This window comes from Desulfosporosinus sp. I2, from assembly GCF_000960765.1.
In the GTDB taxonomy this organism is placed as follows: Bacteria; Bacillota; Desulfitobacteriia; order Desulfitobacteriales; family Desulfitobacteriaceae; genus Desulfosporosinus.
On record NZ_JYNH01000075.1, the window covers coordinates 1 to 21,522 of the forward strand.

Sequence of the window (21,522 nt, forward strand, 5' to 3'; positions counted from 1 at the left end):
AATTTCTCTAGGTTTGAATTCTTTTTGTTTTCAGCACTAAGCATTAAAAAACAATACTGATCTTGAAAGATAACTTCGTTACCATCTAAGAAGTATTTGAGAGTGTTGCATTCTGTGAATTGCTGTTTCGTATTTAACAAAAATCCAGTACTAGCCCATTCTTCAACTTTTATAATATCGTCGGTACTCCAGTTAGCACATTGACCTAATAACGCATAGTAAATAGTTTGTATTTTCTTGCAATTATCAATCTTAATGCTTCCTTTATCGTTAATATCTAATGATATTTTACTGAGTAAATCTAAGTAGTCTGCCAATTCTAAGCTTGTTCGAAAATTAAAGAAAGATTTCCAATCTGGAGATAATTCGGGTCCATTGAATACAGGTAAATATTTTCCAGAAATAGCTTTTATCTCTTCTGTATTAAGAAGTACAGAAGATGCAGTTTCACATTTTTCTGAAAGAGTAGGAATACATCGTATGTTTTTAACAAACCATGGAACAAAGTTTTCGACTCGATCACCGTTTGTCCGTCCAGGTCTATTCGCGTATCCCCAATATGCAATTGCTGGTGCTTTAATAATATCTGGAGAATAGTTTTCTATATAATCGGACCAAAATTTGAAAGCAAACTTAGGACTATTTTCTGTAAGTTGAATATAGTTCAGAGTTATTATATCGCTGAAACAATCCGCTGTAAAAGTAGTTTGAAGAGGGGTAAATTTTTTATCATTAGTTGCAAAATATTCACATTTAAAGTCAGCATTGATCAATTCCAGTTTAGAAGCTTGGTATGATAATGTTGAAATCCCTTCTTGAACTCCAAGTATCTTAAAAAACCGTTTCCATTCATCCTTTTCAAGGACATTTGCACAATAACATTCATTTAAAAAATATCCTTTTCTATTATTTTTTCAAGCTCTAGCCTTGGTTTATAACAATCTGAAAGAAAACAATCTTTGGCTGGATACAAGGAACCTCTTTGAGTAAGAAGTTTTATTCTGGATAATTGTCTTATCAAATCTTCTTTAAGATTTCCCTTTCTATACAAACTAAACAAATCTTGAATTGTTTGTAAGGCATTCTGGAGTGTTATGTGACTATCGATTTTTGGTATAATAGTCTGAGTTATATAGGTAATATCCGTCTTTTCTTTTACTCCTAAACTCTCTAGCCAATGTCTACTTTCTGAATCTTTGAGAAGCCAAATCTGCAATTCTTGATGCAAAAAGATAATTCACTATTAGGATTATCCCAGTTTTGATCATCTGCTGTAGGAAAGCATACTTGATATGGATAATTAATACAATTCTTATGATCCCAAATAAACGGAAGTCTCATGAGTACTTCTTTTGAAATATCATTAACCTTATCTGATTCACAGAGTTTCTTAAAATGTTTTATAAGTTCAATATTATAAGCTGTTGTATGTGCATTAGTAAAATATGTTGAGGAGAGAAAAGTTTGGAGGTGTTTCCATTCAAAGCATGAAGAGCCAAGCCTTTTGAATTCAGAGAAAAAACCTGTATTTTTAGCAAATTGTCTAGAACGGCCAACCTCTTTTGCTTTATCCTTATCAATAAATTTCTTAATAGGTTCTTCACCTATAAAATTTTTCTCAGATAGATACGTAAAATCAACTATTGTGTCTTCAATTTTAATTAACTGTCCTTTTCTAGAAATAACAAAAGGAATATTTTTTAGAGCATCTTTAATTCCTTCATTAAATTTTTTTCCCAACTCGTCAGCGAAGGTTTCCTTAGGTATTAATTGATATGCTTGAAAACGGTACTCAGTATTCACTAGTTTTGAGATCCATTTGAAGATCTCAATGGCAATTGATTTAAAAAGCCATTGATTCCATTTTGAATCAGCATGAAGTGATTCACGATTTGCAGTGGTTAGAAAACTAGTATTTACAAGTACTGGTAATAAATATTTAGTTTCATCCGTTGGTAAATATGAGTAAAGAAGTTTTTCTTGATCTGAAAGTTTTGTAATACCATCACTTCCTACTTTAGCTGCTAACGTTAAATCAATAAAATCAGTATTTAGTAATTTTTCAGGAATGTTTCGTTCATCTTGTAGGATCTTCTTTACATCATTCGGGACTGTTAGGCTAATAGTATTTATCAACCAATCGGATTTAGAAGCTTTATCTTTCATTAAAGTGATTCTATCGTTTTCTATTCGGTTGATTTCAACGCAAACTAATTCTGATATATCAAAATTAATCTCAGAGATATTTTTCAAAAATAAAAACATATTTAAGTTCTGAGATAAATTTTGGGCTGCCCGACTCGTCTCGTTCACATACTTCATTTGAATTATTGTTGCGACATTTGCATCAATATCTTTCAGAAATTGATTAATTGGTTCATAAACTTCTTTGGCTTCTGTATGTATTGGAATTATTTGCCACGGAAATTGAAATTCCCTATCATTATTCTTCTCCCATAATATCTTAGATTCATCCCATTTCCACTCAAATGAATAGGAAGAATCAAATCTAAAATATTCTTTATTTGTAAATATCATTCAAATCTGATTTCTTGGTGCCATTATTTACATTACAAATTCCTTGAAGATCACGAGTAGTGAAGGGTCTCCCCGAATGAGCAACGACTAAGTTATCATCAAGGATTTTTATCCATACTTTAACAGCTTCATTGTTTTGAGAAGAATCGTCTGCATTTTGTAAAAGTTCATAAATAAATCGCTTTGAATCTGTATATAAGTCACCTGATAATGCGTTAAGTGAACTTGCTTGGTTTACTGCTTGACTGGGGTTTGCATAGTTGGTGTTGTCTGAAAAAATTTTTTCAATGTCTGTTTTTAAACTCATTTTAATTTCCCTTCCGCCTCTATCGCTTGCGGCGCATTTAGTAATGAAAAAGTGGTTTTCACTATCTTCAATTTGTTGTACAAAGTACACCCACCTGATTGTTGATGATGATGTGCAGGTGTCAGTCATTAATTTTACATAGGTGGGAATATTATTCATTTCGCTTCACGACACTTTAGTGGGCTTTATTTTTGTGTCAAATGGCCTATTAAACTCATTTTTCTTTTTTTACACTAGTCTCCAATTTTTGGGCTACATAGATATTTCTAAAAAGATCAACAAATAAATAGATTCTTAGTGGTCTTAATTCGATACCGTGCGAAGTTGCATCTATTGCTTCAACTTTCCCGCCATTTCCGAAGTGCCCGACTCTTTCTAACTCTCAAACCCTACTTTTTCTTATCCGAACCACAATGCGTCATCCGAATTATCGTTTCTACATACCTTGTACCGACAATTCGGATAAATTTTTATATGGCTTAAACAATAAGTTCAATAATATGAATGATTGGAAGTCAGAATCCAGTGCACCACAATTACTACCTTCTTTTCTTAGCCTGGTTCCCTTAACATCATGAATTAAATCTACGCCCCAAAATTCAAAATAACTGTCAGGGATAGCCGGCTTTAGCGAATTTGTTTCCTCGCAAAAGCCATAAATTCTTCTTTATTTCTTGCAATTGCTTATAGTCAATAATTAACAAACCCTTAGCATAGTCTTCAACACTTTTAACCAACACTTGATTAAATCATTGATGTGTTCATTGCGGAAACTATAACCAACGATAAAAGTTAAGGGTTTTCTGAAATCACAAAAATCTTCAGACATCAATAGTATAAACTGAACGGATATTATTGTACGATTTTATTTGATTTTCTTCCGCCAGTTATAATTGCAGTAATCAAGGGTAATTTTTCATCGTAAATCCTTACGGTATATTTCCTCATATCCAATATCTTCACTGCGTAGTTTTACTGCCGATCATAGAAAAGCCATAGTAAAAACAGAACCATCCTTTGTCCTCTTGAGAATGACACCGCCTGTTTTATCCTTGTCGGTGTCATTCTATCATCCAAGTAACTGGTGATATTGGTTAATTGCATAGGTATCAGTCATTCCAGCAATATAATCTATAATATTCCGAACGAGAATTTTATTTTTTTGTTTGTATTCCTCGTTAACAGCATTATGTATTCTGGTGATTTCATCTCTAAGTAAAGTTATATCAGAATTTCTATATCTTGTTGTACTTAAGCAATTCTTTCGCATTTCACGATAAATCCTGTTCAACGTAGTATCCGGCAATTTAACAGGATTCTGATAAAATTCAGAAAACAGTGAACGAATGATTAAACTTGCTTTACCATCAAAAGAAGCTACCTCTGAACTGTTGATAACCCGCTTATTAATAATATTCTCTAGATATATTAATAAAAATAATCCCTTGTCGGATAATGTAATGATCTTCTTGTCATATTTATGATAGGCTTGATAAAAATCATCTGTTTTATCAAAATTTGTCATATTTATCTTCGACTGTGTATAAACATCATTGACAAAATAATCTATTATTTTTGCAGAGATCATACTTTTGAGAAGACTCGCTTCATCCGCAATAATGCTTGAAGCTTTCACAGTCCTGATGCTGTTGTTGCAATCCTCAAGGAGTTTTTTAAGCTCAGTTGTTTTTCCACTGCTCAAATACGAATGCAATTCATCATATGAAAGATGACGCGCTGAAAAAGAGTCTTCGATGTCATGACTTCTTTGAGCGATTTCATCGGCAATTTTTACTACTTGTCCTTCAAGGGTAGTAGGTTCACTTTTGTCCATAAATAAATGCTCCGCGTTTCCATTTGCTAAAAATTGAGATATGTCATATTCATTGCTTAGTTTTGTGTGCTTTAGAACCCCTTCTAAAACCTGATAAGAAATATTAAGGCCTTCGTATTCTGTTTTGCTTTCTTCAAGATATGTTAACACTCGCAGGGCATGATAATTATGTTTAAATCCCCCATACTCCAACCGTGTCCCATCTTTCCTGTCTTTATTTTGGATTTCACTGTTTAACGTCCTTTCCCCTTGATGACCAAATGGTGTATGCCCAATATCATGTGCAAGTGCAATAGTTTCAATAAGGTCAAGATTGAGATTAAGTTTGATACCAATTGCTCGGGCGATCTGACATACCTCAAGTGTATGTGTCATACGACTTCTAAAGTGGTCGCCTTTAGACGATGTATATATCTGTGCCTTATCCACCATGCGACGAAATGCACGGGAAAAAATGATACTATTACGGTCAATCTGGAATTCTGAAATGCCCAATTCGTTGTTTGCATCAGCAAATATTCTTTTGCAATCTTCATTTGTTTGTGCAAAAGGATGCATGTTACGGTAGTTTGTTTCATGAGTATTTTTCGAAAAAGCTATACCATGTGTGATTGACGGCTCGAAAAACATGATATCCTGTTCCAGTTGATCCAAAAACTTTGTGCTCATTTCCATCTTTGCTAAATAGACATCTTGCTCAAAGTCGCTCTTTAGATCAACAATAAAGTTCTTCATAAAATTCTGTACTACAAAGGCAGAATCGCATTTATGTTTAGCTACATAACTTATGTTCCCCCTGTCGTTTTTTGATCCCTCGGCCCAGAATAGTTTTATAGGGGAAAAATCTCCGGAGTTCTCCTTAAACGCTACAAAAATAACAAGCATAGTACTTCTATCTGACATGCTATTCAGACAATCAATATTAGCTTGTTTTAACCCTTCAACATTATAAAACTTATTTTCTTGGTTTACGAAAGATTGCTCCAAATGGTTTTCTGACGTTATACCTTCCAGTAACTTTATTAATAAAAACTCTTTTATTTCCATAATAGTAATACCCTCCAAAATAATCATATCATAAATCGTGGTAAAACCTGCTTTGATTAAATTAGCTGATGGCGGTTAACCCAACTGTTCTTCCAGAGCACGTTCAATCCTTGCTGCAATATGTGTAACTATATCAATAGTTACGATTGTTCATCCGCGTCATTTAAAGGAAGAACTTTGATTATCGGAGTAAATGCCTTTTCGTTTATTTTTATCATGTTGTAACTTTTAGCATCTAAACTTTCGATCGCAATTCTAGTATCCGTATCCTTTATTGTTATACCGATAATGACCTGTTTCCAACCCTCAACATCAATTATTCCTTTAAAGAACGCCTTCATATTCGATATCACGATACTGTGTTGATCGGGCTCATCAAATATCAAGGTGCCTGGATGATTCCCAAGATGGGTATTTGATGTTTGAAGCAACGCCATCGTAAAGGCCCAAATAGCTCGAATATTATCACTAGCTGATGAATCAAATTTCATATCGAAATTATTGATTACGGGTAAATAAGTATCTCTTGAAATAGATATATCATCTATATTTGAGACACTTTTATATCCATATGTCCTAAGATCATTTTTAAAATTGCTCTCAAAGGAACTTAACTTTTTCTTATCTTCTAATGTAAATTTTTCTTTAGGAAGTTGCTCCTTCTCGTCTAAGTATTTTTTCCAACGTTTTGAAAGCTCCGTAAGTTTTTCAAGAGAATTATCAACTGTATTTTTGAATTTATCTAATTCTTGTATCTCATTAGCTAACTCAAGTTTTTTATAGACAATAGATTCGGATAATTCTTCGTCTACCGCATAAAGATCGCTTCTTAAAGAAAGAGCTAATCTTCTGAGGGTAAACAAACTCCCCTCAAAATAAGAAATTGAATTCTTTAATTCCTCTTTAGCTTCGGAATGGCCGTTCAGTGCAAATTCAAACATTTCTTTCTGAGCAACTAGATGTTTTATATTTTCATCAATACTCATTATATGAAATTCATTGGCCAAAGGTAAAAGTGTATCAGCAATTGCCTGATTGCAAACAGGGCAAATACCCTTAATTATTTCAGATCCTATGTCTGCTCCAAGGTTCTTTAGCCTTGCGGCATCTTTATTATTAGCTATGTCAATCTTGATAGTATCTAAACTCTCTCTAAGGCTTTTTATACTTGCATCTTCCATGCTTAGCTTTCTTCTAGCTTCATTAACTTTGTTAGATATTAAATCGATTTGCTTCTCTGTTTGATCAAGTTCAACTTGTAGCTCATCAAAATTATCTACAATTTTAGGTTTCAGCGAAGAAAGCCGACTCAATTCATCTCTCAGGTTTAAGATGTACGAGTTTATCTCTTGTCTATTGATGTACTCTATGGAAACCTTAGCTCGTACAGCTTCTTCAAGAATTCGTGGTGAGTTGGGAAACCCTGAAATAATACACTGGGCAGACCTGCTGTTAGCAATGAGAGCCTGTACGATATCATTCCAAGATTTTTCAATCTCATTTTTTTCATCTTTCAAACTTATCTTTTTCTTTTCATTTTCAATAGTATCAAGATTAAGTATGTACTCAACAGTGCGCTGCTTAGCCTCTTTTATCCCTAAATTAGGCATTCCTGAAAATATGTCTGCCCATCCACGCTTTTGTTCAATAAACATACTTGAAAAAAGCAGTTGTAAGTACAATTTGCTTTCCGAATCACTGTAATTATTAACGTAGGGTAATTCCAAACCCAAATACCGCTCTAAAAATGTGTGAAATCCCTTTTCTCGAGTTGCAGAATTGGGCATATGTACATACATATCATCATAATCCACAGAACCTGTTTCCACATTAGCAAGGCAGCCAAAATATACAGTAACTAAGCGCGAATCTCTATTTTCCATTTTTGCAGTACGATACAAGGTAATGATATCCGTTCCGTTATGTACTTCCAAGTATACTTCAGATTCAAGGGTGTTAAAGGTCTTTGCGTTGTACTCAATGGAGTTCTTATACGCTGACGTCAGAACCTTTTCGCCCCTGCCGCCTATTATCTCTTCAAAACCGAGAGCGTAGTATATCCCCTCAATCACCGAACTCTTTCCACAAGTATTGTCATCACTGGCAATAAAATTAATGCCTTGCATGAAGGTATGGTCAAAGCCAAAATCTTGTTCCGCAGTACGTATCGTAATTTTTAATCTATTAATTTTAAGCATTCGAATACCTCCACAAAGACATTATTTCCTTAATTTTAGCCTCTGTAAGTTTATTTGAAAGCGAATCAAGTCGCTCTTTTTCTCGTGCCATCAACTCAATATCTTCGTCTATTTTGCTAACGAATTTTTTTCCTTTATCCGTCAAGCGATATAATCCATTTGCCTGTTGAGCAAACATACTGTCTGCCAATGCATAGTTCAAAGCTCTATTTACTGCGGGATCGAATCGAATAGGCGTATATTCATGGGTTCTATCATTTGCGAAGTTGATTAGTATATTCATGTCACTTTCAAACGTTAATGCTAAAGAGATCATGTGCAGCTTTAGAATGGAGCATCCACCACGTCCACATGACTTTGCTAGAATTAAGCACAACTGCGCAACCTTATAACTTATTCGATAATTATAAGGTACTGCCTCAGGTCTATCAGTAAATAGAATTTTATCAACTGAGTCAAACAACTTATCCATATAAATCACCCTCTTCTAAATTCCATTGGACAATCCGCTAACCACGCGCCAACCATATCATGTTTTAATTCCATTATCGATGATGTAGTAAAATACTTGTCAAATTCACGACTCAGTTTTTGCTCAAATTCGCCTAAAATCTCATTAAAGATGCTCATGTTGAGTGAGCGATCTTGATTCATTTTTGTCTTTAAACTAACCTCATTTTTACATGCCCGCTCTAGCGTATAAATGTGCTCATATATTTCCGGAAAATCAGCCTGCAGCATCCGCAAAATCTCAATACCCTTAATATAATACGCGACATATGCTCCAACTACATCCTTAAAGTCTTCATCATCATCGTTCACTGGATTCATCACAGCTTTGATTTTCCGTTGTATGTTATGTACTTTTTCAGAAGGGCATTTATCCCAAGGTATTGTGTCAAAGCTTTTGACAACAACATTTAGCTTTGTATCCGTTATTGTCTCTCGTATAATCTTTGAAAACTCAACCTTGAAATCTTCTGCTACTTTAATCACAATCACAAGGTTGTCATCCAGATGATCATATTCTTTTGGTTTGCCAGATTTCCCTCGAAGAATTTCATTCCGCTTAGCTGTGGCATGTTGCAATAGTCGATTATCCTTATAGAAAGGAACCACATAATGCCACTGTTTTATTGTGGGTACTCCAAGGTCTTTCAGTCTCTGTTTATAGGTTTGATCTACCAATTTGTTTATATCTTTTGTAAGTTTATCCCGCTGATGCTCATACAACTCATCATCATTGTACTCACGCTCAGGGCAATAGCATTGATACACGATGCCTGTTTGGGTATAACCTTCGATACCAGCATCACCCCTGTATGTAGCAGGTATTTTTTGATAGTTATCACTTTGGTAACGTATGCGATAGCATGCATCGCACCATTCTTCCCAAGCATCTCCAGTAAGTGGAGTCTTAATAAAACTCAAAATCATGCTTTAACTACCTCCAAATGCCTAAAGGAATTGAGTTTGTCAAATCCGGCTCATTTTGCAGACATTTTATATCAACTATCATTTCTGAACTGTCCGAGGTTAACTGAATTTTAGCCAGACTCAATGGATTGTAAATTTTCAACAGTACAGCTTCTTTATTTATAAAGAATAGCTTTTCGCCAATAAATAAACATTTTCTTTCACACACATTGATACCTCCTGTAGCTTGTCGTCGCACATGAAAATCATTAGAAGATCTTCATTTCTTCAAGCTTTGATCATTGTGGACCAAGACATATGGCTACAGAAAACTATATTCGTGTGTACCCTGTTCTTAGTTCTTATTTGCATTTTGATTCAGGTTTTACTGCATCCTTTGGTATTGCCCAGGTGTTGCCAAAACGGATAGCACCGGAAATCTTATCTTGAGCACATAACACCTGCACCCTGCGTGCTGTGATTCCCCATTTTTCGACTGCCTCTTTCACAGTAATATAGTCCACAAAAACAACCTTCCGGAGGAAAATCCTGTATATTTAATTATATATCGAAAAATGAATAAAACAATGCATTCACCGAAAAAGCAAAATTTTCCTCGGAAATTACAGATAAAAGTCACATATAAATTTTCTAAGCAAAGCTTTTATGCACAAAAACTCCAATACAAGCGATAGGATATGCTTACATTGGAGCTTTTCTACATAAATGTTCATTACAGAAATTCTTACACTGTCATCATAAAACCTATAATATCATTAGCCGGTTTAAAATCCACCTCGCCATTGTCGGCGCTAATCAGTTTCACTCCATAGCGGTTCATCCACTCCACACATTCCATGGTCTTATATACATCACGCCCAATCCGGCAAACACTTTTTGCCAGCACTATGTCTACCCGTTCAGCTTTTACCGCTTCCATAATTTCTTTTAAACCCTTACGGTTAAAATCCAGGCCGCTTTCCTGTTCGGCAGTAATGCCAATGACCTCCCAGCCTTGTTTCCTCGCATATTCTGCCATCTGCTCCTGCTGAAACTTCAAAGCCATATCATCTAGGCAGTCCACCCTGCAATATATCCAAACCCGATTGCCCTGTTGTTTTATCGAATTTTTCATCTTATCATCTTCTCCTTTATCCTGTATCCCGCTTTCATTGCGGGATACAGGTATTGATATAATCTTTAAAATTCCAAACAATCTCTATCGCCCCATTGTTGTAGACGCGAATGACTTGAATAAATTCCTCCAGCATTTCCCTGGTCAGCTCTGTTGCAGACGCAAACCTTTGACAGCTTTGCAGTTCAGTATCTTCTTGTATTTGAAGGTTTTTCTGATTGACCGCCTTCTCCCAGCGGAGGATTAAAGCCTCCGCTGACGATATGCTTTTCGAATATTCCTCTTTTCGTTTCAGGTATTTGTCCTTCGGGATTTTCCCGTCGCAGAATTCCTCATAAGCCAGTATCTTAGCCAGCTTCCATTTGTCCAGCATGGCACGCTGTTCTTTGACCTGCTTTTGCAGCTTGGTGATGGCATCACCGGCTTTTTCCAAACGGCCTTCTTTGGAAAGGCTGCACTGGATAAGCTGGATTTGTACGTCTATGGCCAACAACAGCGTTTGCGTAAGTGTCTGTTCGTAGAGCTTTACCGATTGGCATTGCTCGTTCTGAGCAGCCATTCCTGCTTCACAACGATAGAAATATTCCTTACGGAGCAGCTTTCTTTGCAGGCTGTGGTTGCAGTGAGCGCATTTCAGTTTCCCGTAAAAAATATGCTTTGGCTGATTTGTCCAGCCAGTCATGCTTTTTGTCTTGACCTTAGACCGCACCTTTTGAAACACTTCCTCTGATACAAGCGCTTCATGGGTGTCCGGTACGACAATCCACTCGCTTTTCGGCAGTGTCATAGTTTTTTTAAGGGAAATCTCCACCTTTGTCCGCTTGCGGCTGACCAGCTTTCCGGTGTAGCGTTCATCGGAAAGTATCCGCCTGATGGCCACCGACGTCCATACCGTCTGGTCTCCTGCAATCTTCCAGCCCCGGCCTTTGTCGGTATGGTTTTCCCTGCGGTACATTAGCGGGGATGGCACTTTTTCCTTATTCAGTGTGACGGCAATCTCCATGAAAGGAACACCCTCGTAGGCCATTTGAAAAATCTTTCTGACCACAGCGGCGGCTGGTTCGTCCACCACAAGGCTGTTTTTCTTCTCTTTTGACCTTACATAGCCGTAAAAGGCAATGGCGCACAGGTATTCGCCCTTTTTGAATTTCGCCTGCTGGACGCTGCGGATTTTTTCGGAGATGTCCCGGCTGTAAAGCTCATAGATCAGCGTTTTAAACGCCACATCCATTCCGATAGAGCTTCCGTTGCTCTTGCTGCTGTCGTAATTTTCGTTCACCGCGATAAACCGGACACGGAGAAAAGGGAATATTTGATCCAGGTAGTCGCATACCTCAAGAAAATTTCTGCCGAAACGGGAAAAATCCTTAACAAGGATGCAGTGGATTTCCTTCCGTTTTACCCTGTCAAGAAGCCGCTTTATGGCAGGACGGTCAAAATTCGTGCCGGAAAATCCGTCGTCGCAAAATTCGAGGATCTCATACTGCGCAAATTCTACATGGTCAGCAAGGTAGCCGTGGAGCAAATCCCTTTGGTTCTTGATGCTGTCGCTTTCGCCTTCGTTTTCGTCTTCGGAGGAAAGGCGGATATAGAGGGCGGCTTTTTTAGACATTACAGACACGCCCCCTCTTTGTAAGGAAGGATTTTCATATATTCGTCGCCGTAGTTCCAGACGATTTCGATGCTGTTATAGTCAGATACCCAAATGCACCGGATCAGCTCCAAGGCCATTTCTCTGGTAATGGACGTTTTGCCCTTGTATTTCTGAAACGCCTGAATCCACTCGTTTTGAGGGGTCAGGGTTTTTTCATAGTTCATGCTTTCCCGTTCCAAAGCATTAAGCTCGGTTTGCAGACGTTCGATATCCTCATCGTAGCTTTTTTTAGAATACAAGTATTCATCCTCCGACAGCAGATGGTCTGTGTAGGATTCAAACAGCGAACCTTTCAGGAAGGTGATGCGTTTCAACTTTCGACGCGTGACGCTGATTTTTTCTTCAACTTCTTTTTGCGCCGTTTGAAAATCCTCCTGCCGGTTGAGCCTTTCCAGCATCCTTTCCATATCCACCGATAGGTCGATCTGGCTTTGAATGGCGGCATGTACCGATTCAAACAGCTTATCCTCCCGCACCGATTTATTGGTACAGATCAGGGAAAGGTTTTGGGCATACACCCGGCAGATAAAGCGGTAGCATACCGAGCCGGCCTTGGAAACATCCTTGTAGCGCACCATTTTGGTTTTGCAGTCGTCACAGTAAAGAAGGCCCCTGAACACGTTTTCTTTATTGGAGATGTCCGCATATTTCCCGTTCAGGGAAACGCGCAGGCGGTTCTGCTCTTCTTTGATTTTTTGCACTTTGCTAAAGGTGTCCTCGTCAATGATCGGCTCATGGGTATCCCTTACAACGACCCAATCAGACTGCGGAATCATGGTGGTCGGCTGCCCATCGTACAGGGATTTTCTGCTTTTCCCCTGCGCCATATGCCCCGCATACATCAAATTGGAGGTTATCAGCTTGATGCTCTGTCCCTGCCAGATGGCGCCGCTCCCGGTAGGTTCTTTCTTTAAAATACCCGACAGATAACGATATTTTGCCGGGGATGGCGCACCCATTTCGTTGAGCCTTCGGGCAATGATGTTGATTCCTAGGCCTTCCGCTTTCCAGAGGAATATCTGACGGGCAATGTGGGCCGTATTAGGGTCGGGAACCAGCCTGTGGTTGTCATCTTTGTCTTTCAGGTAGCCATAGGGAGGATAGGCCCCGATAAATTCGCCGTTTTTTTGCTTCACCGCTAACGCTGAACCGGATTTTTTGGAAATGTCCTTGGCATAGATGTCGTTAATCAGGTTTTTCAGCGAAACGATGAGATCGTTCCCGTTTTGACCGGTCAGACTGTCGTAGCTGTCGTTCACGGCAATGAAGCGCACGCCGAGAAACGGGAATATTTTCTCCATATAGTGCCCTGTTTCAATGTAATTCCTGCCGAGACGGGACAAATCCTTCACCACAATACAGTCCACTTTTCCGGCTCTCACGTCATCCATCAGCCGTTCAAATTCGGGGCGTTCAAAGTTGGTTCCTGTTCGTCCATTATCGCAGTAAAGGGAATATATACGCATGTCCGGCTGCCCATTAACATACTTTTGCAGCATATACTTCTGCATTGCGATGGAATCGCTGTCCTCTTTGCGGTTGTTGTCCTCCACCGAAAGGCGCGCGTAAATTCCCGTGCTATAGACTTTTTCAAGCTGCTGTACAGGCATGGTGTCGGCGGCAATGGCGGAGGCTCTGCTTTTCCTTGCCATTTACATCGCCTCCTTTACCGGCAGGAGCATGGGGATGGGCTGTATCCGGTCTACATTCCCGATGGTTTCCACCATCCGGTCAAAATCATACTGATACTTGAAGTGAATATCAACGCGCATCTCCTCATGGACCAGGATTCTGTCAATGAGCGTGACCACGATTACCCTTGTCAGCTCGGTGATGTCCCTGTACTGTTTGAACCGCTCAATCCATTGGCATTTGTCGCCCTTGTACCCCAGGATGGCATCGATTTCCTTCTGGAGCCGTGCTTCGGCGGCCTGTGCGTCCTTCCGCCTGTTTTCATACATCCCTTTCAGTTCCAGATACTCCGCCTTGTCGATCACGCCGCTGATCATGGATTCATAAAGGTTGGCCTTGAGTAAATTGCAGCGTTCGATTTCTTCTCGGTTTTTGACAAGCTGGGCGTCAATCTTTTTGACTTCGTTCTGCTGAAAGGACAGGGTCTTGATATAGCGCAGGATGCGTTCCACATTGACGATATTTTCAATCTGGTTTTTCAACGATTGGAACACGGCCTGTTCCAGCGCTTTTTCAGCGATACGATGCGCAGTGCATTCCTTGGCGGTTCGGTTGCCGCCGCACATGTAGTAGGTATAGGTTTTCCCGTTTTGGCAAACGCTGTTGCGCACCATATTTTTCCGGCAGTCCCCGCAGAAAATCAGACCGCTGAACAAATAGACCGTTTCCTCGGCGGGTGCGACCCGTGTGTCCCGCAGGAGCAAGCGGTTGACTACCCGAAAATCCTCCGGGGCAATGATGGCCTCGTGGCTGTTTTCTATCCTTATCCAATCTTCCTGGGGCTTTAAGACCTGTGTCCGGATTTTGTGGTTGGGCGTGCTCCGCTTGCCCTGCACCAGCGTTCCAAGATAAAATTCATTGCGCAGGATGCGTCCTACCGAAACGGCCGTCCATTTACCCTGCGGATTGGTCTGAAAACCGCTTTTGTAGTTCAGCCCGCAGGAGCGTTTGTATTCCAGAGGGGACAATATCCCCATTTCATTGAGCCTGTTGGCGATACGCTGCTGGCTGATGCCTTGCAGCTTCCACTTAAAAATATCCTGCACAACCGTGGAAGCATATTCGTCCACCATCAGCCTGTGCCGGTCGCTCGGCGCCTTCAGATATCCGTATACGGCAAAGGAGCCGATGAAATCGCCTTTTTTGCGTTTGATTTCAAGCTGGCTCCTGATTTTGACCGAGATGTCGCGGCAATAGGCGTCGTTTACCAAATTCTTAAACGGGATTAGTATCTTGTCGGAGGATGACCTGCCGCAAAAGCTGTCGTAACCGTCGTTGATGGCGATAAAACGCACACCGAGGAAGGGGAATATCTGATCGATATACCGCCCGGCCTCCACAAAGTTCCTGCCGAAACGGGACAGGTCCTTGACGATGACGCAGTTGATTTTCCCCGCCCTTACGTCTTCCATCATTTTCTGAAAGTCGGGACGTTCAAAATTCACACCGGAATAACCATCGTCCGCCCGTTCCGAGCAAACACAAATATCCGGCATACCTTTCAGGTAATCCCGGATCAAATCTTTTTGGTTTACAATGCTGTCGCTCTCAACCTTGTCGCCGTCCTCTTTGGAAAGGCGGACGTAGATCGCAGCATTGAAAATCTTATCAGTTAAGTTTTCCATAATGGCAGCCTCCTGATTGTTGAAGTTCATCAGCAAAAACTTTCAACAACCGGGCGCCACCGATTTAAGTGCCTATTTATGTTTTACAATAGCATAAATTTTACCAGGCGTCCAGATTGAATTTCAAAAGCTTTGCCATCAAATAGTAAATTTTTCAGGTTCCTACAATGATTTTAAATAATGCTCCAGTCGGTCTTCCAACGTCGCGGTGGTATCCGAAAAGCTTACCTTGACAATCGCTTTGCCGCATTTGTAACAGTAAGGATTTTTAATTTGGCGGATAAAGTCCCTGATCCTTTCGGATTGGGGCAGATTTTTGTCTATTTTCACAGCGCAGATATCCACCAGCGTAGCCGGATCAACCGTGCGTATATCAACATTTCGCATGGCCTCCCAATCAAGCCTCGATACATTGTCCATTGCTTACCCCTTTCTTTTCAGCGTAAAAAGTCGTTCGTCTTTTCGCTTGTCAATTTAGGCATTAAGGCTTTAGTACCTCTCCATTTCTTCGTCGTCTTCCTGTTCCAGTTCAGGAACCGCCTCCACCGCAGGAAGCAAATCCCGGACATGGCAGCCGGTACGTCTTAAGAAAATGGCTTGCAGCGCCAGCTGAAAATTTTCATCATCCAGCGTATTGATAAGCTCCGAGGGTGAGATCTCCATAGAAGTGTTAAAAAGATTGGCAGCCAGCTTGATAAGTTTTTTCTCGCTGCTGGGAAAATCCTGGGTGGACAGCATTTTTTCAAAGTCGATGCTCTTCCCATCGATAAAACGGCGGGTCTTTTTATATAGGTCGTTTTTTGTGGAGAGCAAAATATATAAGGCTGACAAATAATAGTTGTCGGCCTTTCCGTCGGGATAAATCCGGTTTTTCTTCCGCAGGCAGTGCAAAACATTCTGGCGGTGGGCTTCATCGTGAAAAAACGTCATAAAAGCTTCCTCCTTGTGAATGCCGCTGTCAGCAGCACCCATCATACTTTGAAAACATTGTTTTATGAGAAACGGGAAAGACCGGCATAGACGAAAAAGCCGACACACAAAAATACGGCCAGGGGTACGCTCTTTTGCTTTGTCGCTTTTGCGTAGAGGCTGGCGGGAAGAAGCGCGAAAAAGAGGATGGCCACAAGGCCGCACAGTCCGAAGCAAAAGCCCATTGCCGCCGTCAGCTTGATATCGCCGCCTCCGACGCCGCCATATTTGACGGCAAGGAACAGCAGGGTCACGCCGGGCAGCAAAAGTCCTAAAATCCTTTCCAGCAAGGGAATATACGGCGTATTAAAAAGAAAAGCGGATGCACCGCCGATCAGAAGGACCGCAATCCATGTCCAATCGGGGATGATCCGCTTCCTAAAGTCCGTTACTGCCGCCCAAAGGATAGGAACGGCACAAAACAGCATATTCATCAACTCCCTGTGGTGACATCATCGGAGTACATGCTGTCAACCACGAATAGTTTAAGCTCCCCTCCGGTAATCCATTTGGACAGCGTTCCTCCAGGCGTATGCACGTCGGTGACAAGAAGCTGCACAATGTAGTCCCTGTTGTCAGGGAACCACACCGGCACGTACTGCTTCTTATATTTAAAGGGTGAGCTTGGGTTTTCCCGGAAGGTAAAATGATTCGTGCCGTTGGCCATCAGAGAGATAGCTGTTTCATATCGGTACTGCGGCAGGTATACCTCCGCCGTCTGCGGGGCGGTAATCAGCTCCGGCCTGTCATAATTGGTGTCCACGGTGGTCGTGACGCTGATGGAAAAGCCATAGCCCGACTTGAGATAGCCCTTTGCCTTCGTGTCATAGTCCAGCGTGGCGGTGACTTTCAATTCTGCGTAAAACTGCCGCCATACAAATTGACCGCTTTCATAGCGCTGCTCCCACCAGCTAACTTTCGGCTGGTCGCTTCTTTGCGGCGGCGCCGGGATGGTTCTGCTTTCTTCCGGCTCATCATAGGTCACGTTTTTGATAACAGCCCGTTGGGTATAGGTATTGTTGGTGGTGGAGCTTTCATTGTTCAAAGTCCGGTCGGGGTTGATGGTGGCAATCAGGGTAATGCTTTTATCGGCCTGGACGCTCGGAGTATCCCATTTAACCGCCACAACGTTCCAGGTATCTTGTTCCATAACTACGGCATCTACACGCTTTGACAAAGCAAGTTCGGGGATTTCCAACAGGACAATGACCTGTTTTCCGGGTGTAAAGTCCTGGCTTCCCTTGTTGGATACCTTGATGGTCGTAATGACCGTCTGCTGCTCCTTGTACCGGTCGGGCGTGATGCGCTGCACATCCAGATCATAGGGACGTTCCAATACCATAATCTCCGCTGTAACCAGATTGTTGCCTGGGTTGGTATCCCTGTATTCCGCAGGCGGTGTTATCTGCGCCGACAGATGGATAGTTGCTCCTTTTTCTCCCGCCTTTCCTTTAACAAGGAACGCCTTTTTCTCATAGACTTTAAAATCCGCCTGGGACGGCACAGTTGAAACCGTGCTGCCGTTGATGGAAGCGTTTAAGCTCACTCCAGACAGCGCTTTGTCCGTGGAATTGGCAAAGTACACCGTAAAGCTGTATTCCTCCTGCTCATAGACTAAAGGCGGGCAGGAAAGGTTTGTCCACACGTCGCACAGCATTTTCGCCGGCACATCCGGGTTGGTTGGATTATCGGGATTGTCCGGGTTGTTCGGCGGATTGTCAGGATTGCCGGGCGGATTATGGGGATCGTCCGGTGGATTGCCGGGGTCTGTCGGGTCGACCGAAGGTTTTGCCACTACCGTAATTTTTGAAACGGCGGTGTTGTTGACCGGGTTTTCATCCCGAAAGCCGTCCGGAGCTCCAATATTGGCCCACAAGTTGTATACCTCTCCCTTGCTTCCCGCTGTGCCCGTGATGGTGAACGATTTTGTTTCCTGGGGTTTGAAGCCGCAAGTTTTGGGGATTTGCGTCAAAGCGGCCTCATTGTTCGTTCCCTGCAATACCGCATTTGTCAGTTCCGTGTCGGATTGGTTGGTAAAGCTCACGGTAAAGCTGTAATTCTCATGCTCATAGACCGTGGGCGGCGCAAGAATACTTGCGGACAAATAGCACAGCTTTGGAGAGACGGGAGGGATATCCTCCTGTGGGACAGGGTTGTCGGACGGCTCTGGGTTATCCGGTTGCTCCGGGTTGTCTTTGGGTTCAGGTGTTTTTAAAGGCTCCGGCACAGCCTTCTCAACCACCCGGATATCTGCCGTGGCCGTGTTGTTGGCAAGATTGCTGTCGATAAAGCCCTCCGGCACGCCGATATTCGCCCACAGGTGTATTACGGCGGCGGAAGTGCCGGCCTTGCGCTGGATGGTGTAGGTTTTGCTCTCATTGGCTGCGAAGTCCTGCCTTGCAGGAATTTCTTCCATCAGGGTATCGTCCACCTTGCCTTTAAGCGGCACATCATAGGCCGGTTGGGTTCCGCTGTTGGTAAAGGTTACTGTAAAGGAATAGCTGTCGCCCCGGTATACCGCGGCAGGGGCGTTAATCACAACCGAAAGGTCATTGGCGTCCTGCTTTTTGAATTTGAAATAGAAGCCTGCTGCCGGAATTTTGTAGTTGATGGGTTGGGTAAGGCTGGTTTGGGTCTTGCTTTCTCCGTCAACGTATGCCGCGCTCTCCGGGGTGTAATCCCATTCCAGCCCACTGTAGATAAAATTACGGGACAGGGGGCTGTCTTCTTTTGAAAAGGTGACGGCGGTGGTCTGGTAAGGGTAGAGATACTCCGGCACTCCCTTGTCCTGTGCCGAAAGCTTTCCGTAAATCTCCTGCTTGTTTTCACTGCACCAGGTGGCGTCAATATTAAGCTTCACGGGGGCCTGATAGGAAATCGCCGTATCTCTCATAGTTTCAAAGGCAATTAGGGCTTTGGGCGTCCAGCCGTAGCCGGTGGTGAGAGGGACAAAATCCTCATCCGTGTCATAGGTGCCATAAATTTTGCCCGTTGCAAAATTGTGAATTTCCACAATCAGGCTGCCCTTTAAGGTATAGGTTTTACCGTCGCTCCTGCCGATCAGCCCGGCTATTCGCTCCTTTTCATCTTCGGCAACGGTATTTGCGTTTTCCAGCCGGACACGCTGCGGCGTAGGGAAAGACTTTATCAGCTTGTCGCCTTCATAGATTTCCTTTAAATTGATGGCTGTGGTGCGGTAACGGATGTCATAGGTGGCTTTCACCTGAAACACCACGTTGACGGTGATGGTAAGGACGGCGCCTTTGTCCGTTTTTGCGGTGATGGTGTAGGGGCCGCAGTCGGCTTTATCTTCTGTGGTTAAAATGTAGCCTGGAGTAATCGCTTGGGTTTTACCCTTGTATGTTGCTTGAATGTCCGCAATTGTACCCACCTTTGCGGTGGTGTCAATTTTCACCTGGGCGGGGAATTGTTCCACGGCAACCACTCCGCTTTCGCTGGTCAGGCTGTCCACCGGAGCCGTTACCGTTATCTCTATGTCGCTGTCCGTCATGGCGTAGGCATTTACCGACAGCAGCATAAAGCACAGAAACATAAAAGGCAGGATAAATAATGCTTTTCGCTTCATCGGGACCTCCTTAATTGATTCGGCTGTTGCTGCTGGATATGGTAAAGGGCAGCCGTATTTCTCCGCTTAAAAAACTGAAAATACTGCGGGTTTTAAGCCATCCTTCTATGGTGAGGCGGGGAGGGGTTTCCGCAGCCGAGACGGTCCGTATTTTAAGCTGGTACACAAACCTGTTGTCGGAGTATTTGTTAAGCTCCTGGTCCAGCTTCATGTTTTGGCTAAAATAGTCGTACAGCTCCTGCTCCGCGATGGCGGTGTCCATTTTTGCGGCGTCATCCCTGCGGTATTCGTCCAGGATGGCATACTCCACCGCTGAATTGACCCCGCGCTGCAATTCATATTCCACCTGCTGGTACAGGCTGTCGATCCGGAAATATTCGATGATGATGGCTGAAAGGGTCAGGATGACAAACACGATGATAAAAATAAAAAATAGGGTGTCCCCTTTTTGACTTTTTAGGATTCGCGGGGCTTTTTCCACAAAAATACGCCTCCTTCCTATATTTTTCTTTGTCAGTCCGGGACCTTCCAGTATTTTTCCGACATGCCTGCAATCCTCACTTTCATGGGTATGACAATCTGGACAGGCGGTGCGGAGGAGGGTCTGAAAATGGTGAATACATGGTTGTACTCCATCGTTACTGTAAAGGTATCCCGCAGTTGGATTTTTTGGTTTTGCTCGTCGCAGTAAGCAACATCTTCAATGCTCATTTCCGGCAACAAGCCGGTCTGCTCTTTTAGCTTGTAAAACACGTCATAGACGGTATCCGATACCTGCCCCTCCAGTTCAACCACCCGGACCACCCGGCTGCAGATATGGTTAAGATTCAAATACGTGGTGAAAATGCTCAGAAAGGACAGCACTGTTGCCAGCAGCGTGATGATGACAAAGGTCTTGATAATCAGGTCGTAGTAGGAGCTGCCCCTTCTATCGGATAAAAGCAAGGGAGGAGAAAATCTCCCCCCTATGCCTCGGTGTTGTCTGTTCATCTGACTTTTCACACCTCCCGCGTGAGCGGCTATGCCTGTTGCGGCTGCCATCAGCTCAGTAAGCTGGTAATCTTGCTGACAATACTGTTCCAGATTTGGGTAATCGAGCCCTGGTACAACGTCATAAATACCGCGCCCACGACCACGACGATCAGCACCACGATCAGCCAGCCCGTCATCTGGTCACCGGACGGATTGCTCAATACCTTCCTTGCCTTCAAGCTCGCCACCAGCATTTTGTTTCTCAAGGTTTTCAACATAATAAAAATACCTCCCTAATTACTTGTTTTTTGAATTTCGGTTTCCAAGAAAAAAGGGGGAATTCTCCCCCCCTGCCTCAGTGGTCTTTTGAGTTTTTGACAAATTAACTCAAGAGGCCGGTAATTTTACTGACAATGCTGTTCCAGATCTGGGTGATGGAACCCTGGTACAACGTCATAAACACTGCGCCCACGACCACGACGATCAGCACCACGATCAGCCAGCCTGTCATCTGGTCACCGGACGGATTGCTCAATACCTTCCTTGCCT

The 21,522-nt window shown here is 42.3% G+C and carries 19 protein-coding genes and 1 pseudogene; all 20 read right to left on the bottom strand.

All coding sequences use genetic code 11. The features are described 5' to 3' along the window. Window positions 1-773: pseudogene (locus UF75_RS15980) on the bottom strand (transcriptional regulator); the annotation flags it as partial. A gap of 397 nt (window positions 774-1,170) precedes the next feature. Next, the gene (locus UF75_RS15985) at window positions 1,171-2,538 is read right to left on the bottom strand and encodes a hypothetical protein (protein ID WP_045575589.1); all 1,368 of its coding nucleotides are present in this window, start codon (window positions 2,536-2,538) and stop codon (window positions 1,171-1,173) included. Continuing rightward, entirely contained in the window at window positions 2,522-3,004 is a 483-nt protein-coding gene (locus tag UF75_RS15990) for a hypothetical protein (RefSeq protein ID WP_242860266.1), read from the bottom strand. Before UF75_RS15990 ends, UF75_RS15985 begins: the two co-directional genes overlap by 17 nt. A 910-nt stretch (window positions 3,005-3,914) precedes the next feature. Next, window positions 3,915-5,726, bottom strand: a complete 1,812-nt coding sequence (gene dgt / locus UF75_RS26390) for a dGTP triphosphohydrolase (protein ID WP_052693331.1) — start codon at window positions 5,724-5,726, stop codon at window positions 3,915-3,917. 140 nt (window positions 5,727-5,866) lie between these two features. Next, complete coding sequence (locus UF75_RS16000; RefSeq protein ID WP_045575591.1) at window positions 5,867-7,924, bottom strand: hypothetical protein; 2,058 nt, start codon at window positions 7,922-7,924, stop codon at window positions 5,867-5,869. After that, complete coding sequence (locus tag UF75_RS16005; protein ID WP_045575592.1) at window positions 7,917-8,396, bottom strand: hypothetical protein; 480 nt, start codon at window positions 8,394-8,396, stop codon at window positions 7,917-7,919. The genes UF75_RS16000 and UF75_RS16005 overlap by 8 nt, the downstream gene beginning before the upstream one ends. A 5-nt stretch (window positions 8,397-8,401) precedes the next feature. Continuing rightward, a complete protein-coding gene (locus UF75_RS16010; RefSeq protein ID WP_045575593.1) occupies window positions 8,402-9,361 on the bottom strand; it encodes a hypothetical protein in 960 nt (319 codons plus the stop codon). A gap of 7 nt (window positions 9,362-9,368) precedes the next feature. After that, entirely contained in the window at window positions 9,369-9,569 is a 201-nt protein-coding gene (locus UF75_RS16015) for a hypothetical protein (protein WP_045575594.1), read from the bottom strand. Window positions 9,570-9,702: 133 nt separating this feature from the next. Next, window positions 9,703-9,864, bottom strand: coding sequence for a DNA-binding protein (locus tag UF75_RS16020; RefSeq protein WP_045575595.1), 162 nt, complete (start codon window positions 9,862-9,864; stop codon window positions 9,703-9,705). A 221-nt stretch (window positions 9,865-10,085) separates the two neighbouring features. Next, complete coding sequence (locus tag UF75_RS16025) at window positions 10,086-10,475, bottom strand: recombinase family protein (protein ID WP_045575607.1); 390 nt, start codon at window positions 10,473-10,475, stop codon at window positions 10,086-10,088. A gap of 34 nt (window positions 10,476-10,509) precedes the next feature. Then, on the bottom strand, window positions 10,510-12,087 hold the full coding sequence (locus tag UF75_RS16030; RefSeq protein WP_045575596.1) for a recombinase family protein: 1,578 nt from the start codon (window positions 12,085-12,087) through the stop codon (window positions 10,510-10,512). Continuing rightward, window positions 12,087-13,781 carry a recombinase family protein gene (locus tag UF75_RS16035; protein ID WP_045575597.1) on the bottom strand — a complete coding sequence of 565 codons (1,695 nt, stop codon included), beginning with the start codon at window positions 13,779-13,781 and terminating at the stop codon, window positions 12,087-12,089. The genes UF75_RS16030 and UF75_RS16035 overlap by 1 nt, the downstream gene beginning before the upstream one ends. Beyond that, window positions 13,782-15,446: a recombinase family protein gene (locus UF75_RS16040; RefSeq protein WP_045575598.1), complete on the bottom strand. Its 1,665-nt coding sequence runs from the start codon at window positions 15,444-15,446 to the stop codon at window positions 13,782-13,784. Between the two features lie 162 nt (window positions 15,447-15,608). Beyond that, a complete protein-coding gene (locus UF75_RS16045) occupies window positions 15,609-15,866 on the bottom strand; it encodes a DUF6870 family protein (RefSeq protein WP_045575599.1) in 258 nt (85 codons plus the stop codon). Window positions 15,867-15,935: 69 nt separating this feature from the next. After that, window positions 15,936-16,421, bottom strand: a complete 486-nt coding sequence (locus UF75_RS16050; RefSeq protein WP_242860267.1) for a DUF6075 family protein — start codon at window positions 16,419-16,421, stop codon at window positions 15,936-15,938. Between the two features lie 17 nt (window positions 16,422-16,438). Further along, window positions 16,439-16,843, bottom strand: coding sequence for an A24 family peptidase (locus UF75_RS16055; protein ID WP_045575601.1), 405 nt, complete (start codon window positions 16,841-16,843; stop codon window positions 16,439-16,441). A 5-nt stretch (window positions 16,844-16,848) separates the two neighbouring features. Continuing rightward, window positions 16,849-20,001: a CARDB domain-containing protein gene (locus tag UF75_RS16060; RefSeq protein WP_045575602.1), complete on the bottom strand. Its 3,153-nt coding sequence runs from the start codon at window positions 19,999-20,001 to the stop codon at window positions 16,849-16,851. 10 nt (window positions 20,002-20,011) lie between these two features. Then, complete coding sequence (locus UF75_RS16065; protein ID WP_045575603.1) at window positions 20,012-20,482, bottom strand: hypothetical protein; 471 nt, start codon at window positions 20,480-20,482, stop codon at window positions 20,012-20,014. Window positions 20,483-20,514: 32 nt separating this feature from the next. Beyond that, a complete protein-coding gene (locus tag UF75_RS16070; protein WP_242860268.1) occupies window positions 20,515-21,042 on the bottom strand; it encodes a DUF4320 family protein in 528 nt (175 codons plus the stop codon). Further along, complete coding sequence (locus tag UF75_RS16075; RefSeq protein ID WP_045575605.1) at window positions 21,042-21,251, bottom strand: hypothetical protein; 210 nt, start codon at window positions 21,249-21,251, stop codon at window positions 21,042-21,044. The genes UF75_RS16070 and UF75_RS16075 overlap by 1 nt, the downstream gene beginning before the upstream one ends. Between the last annotated feature and the right edge of the window lie 271 nt (window positions 21,252-21,522).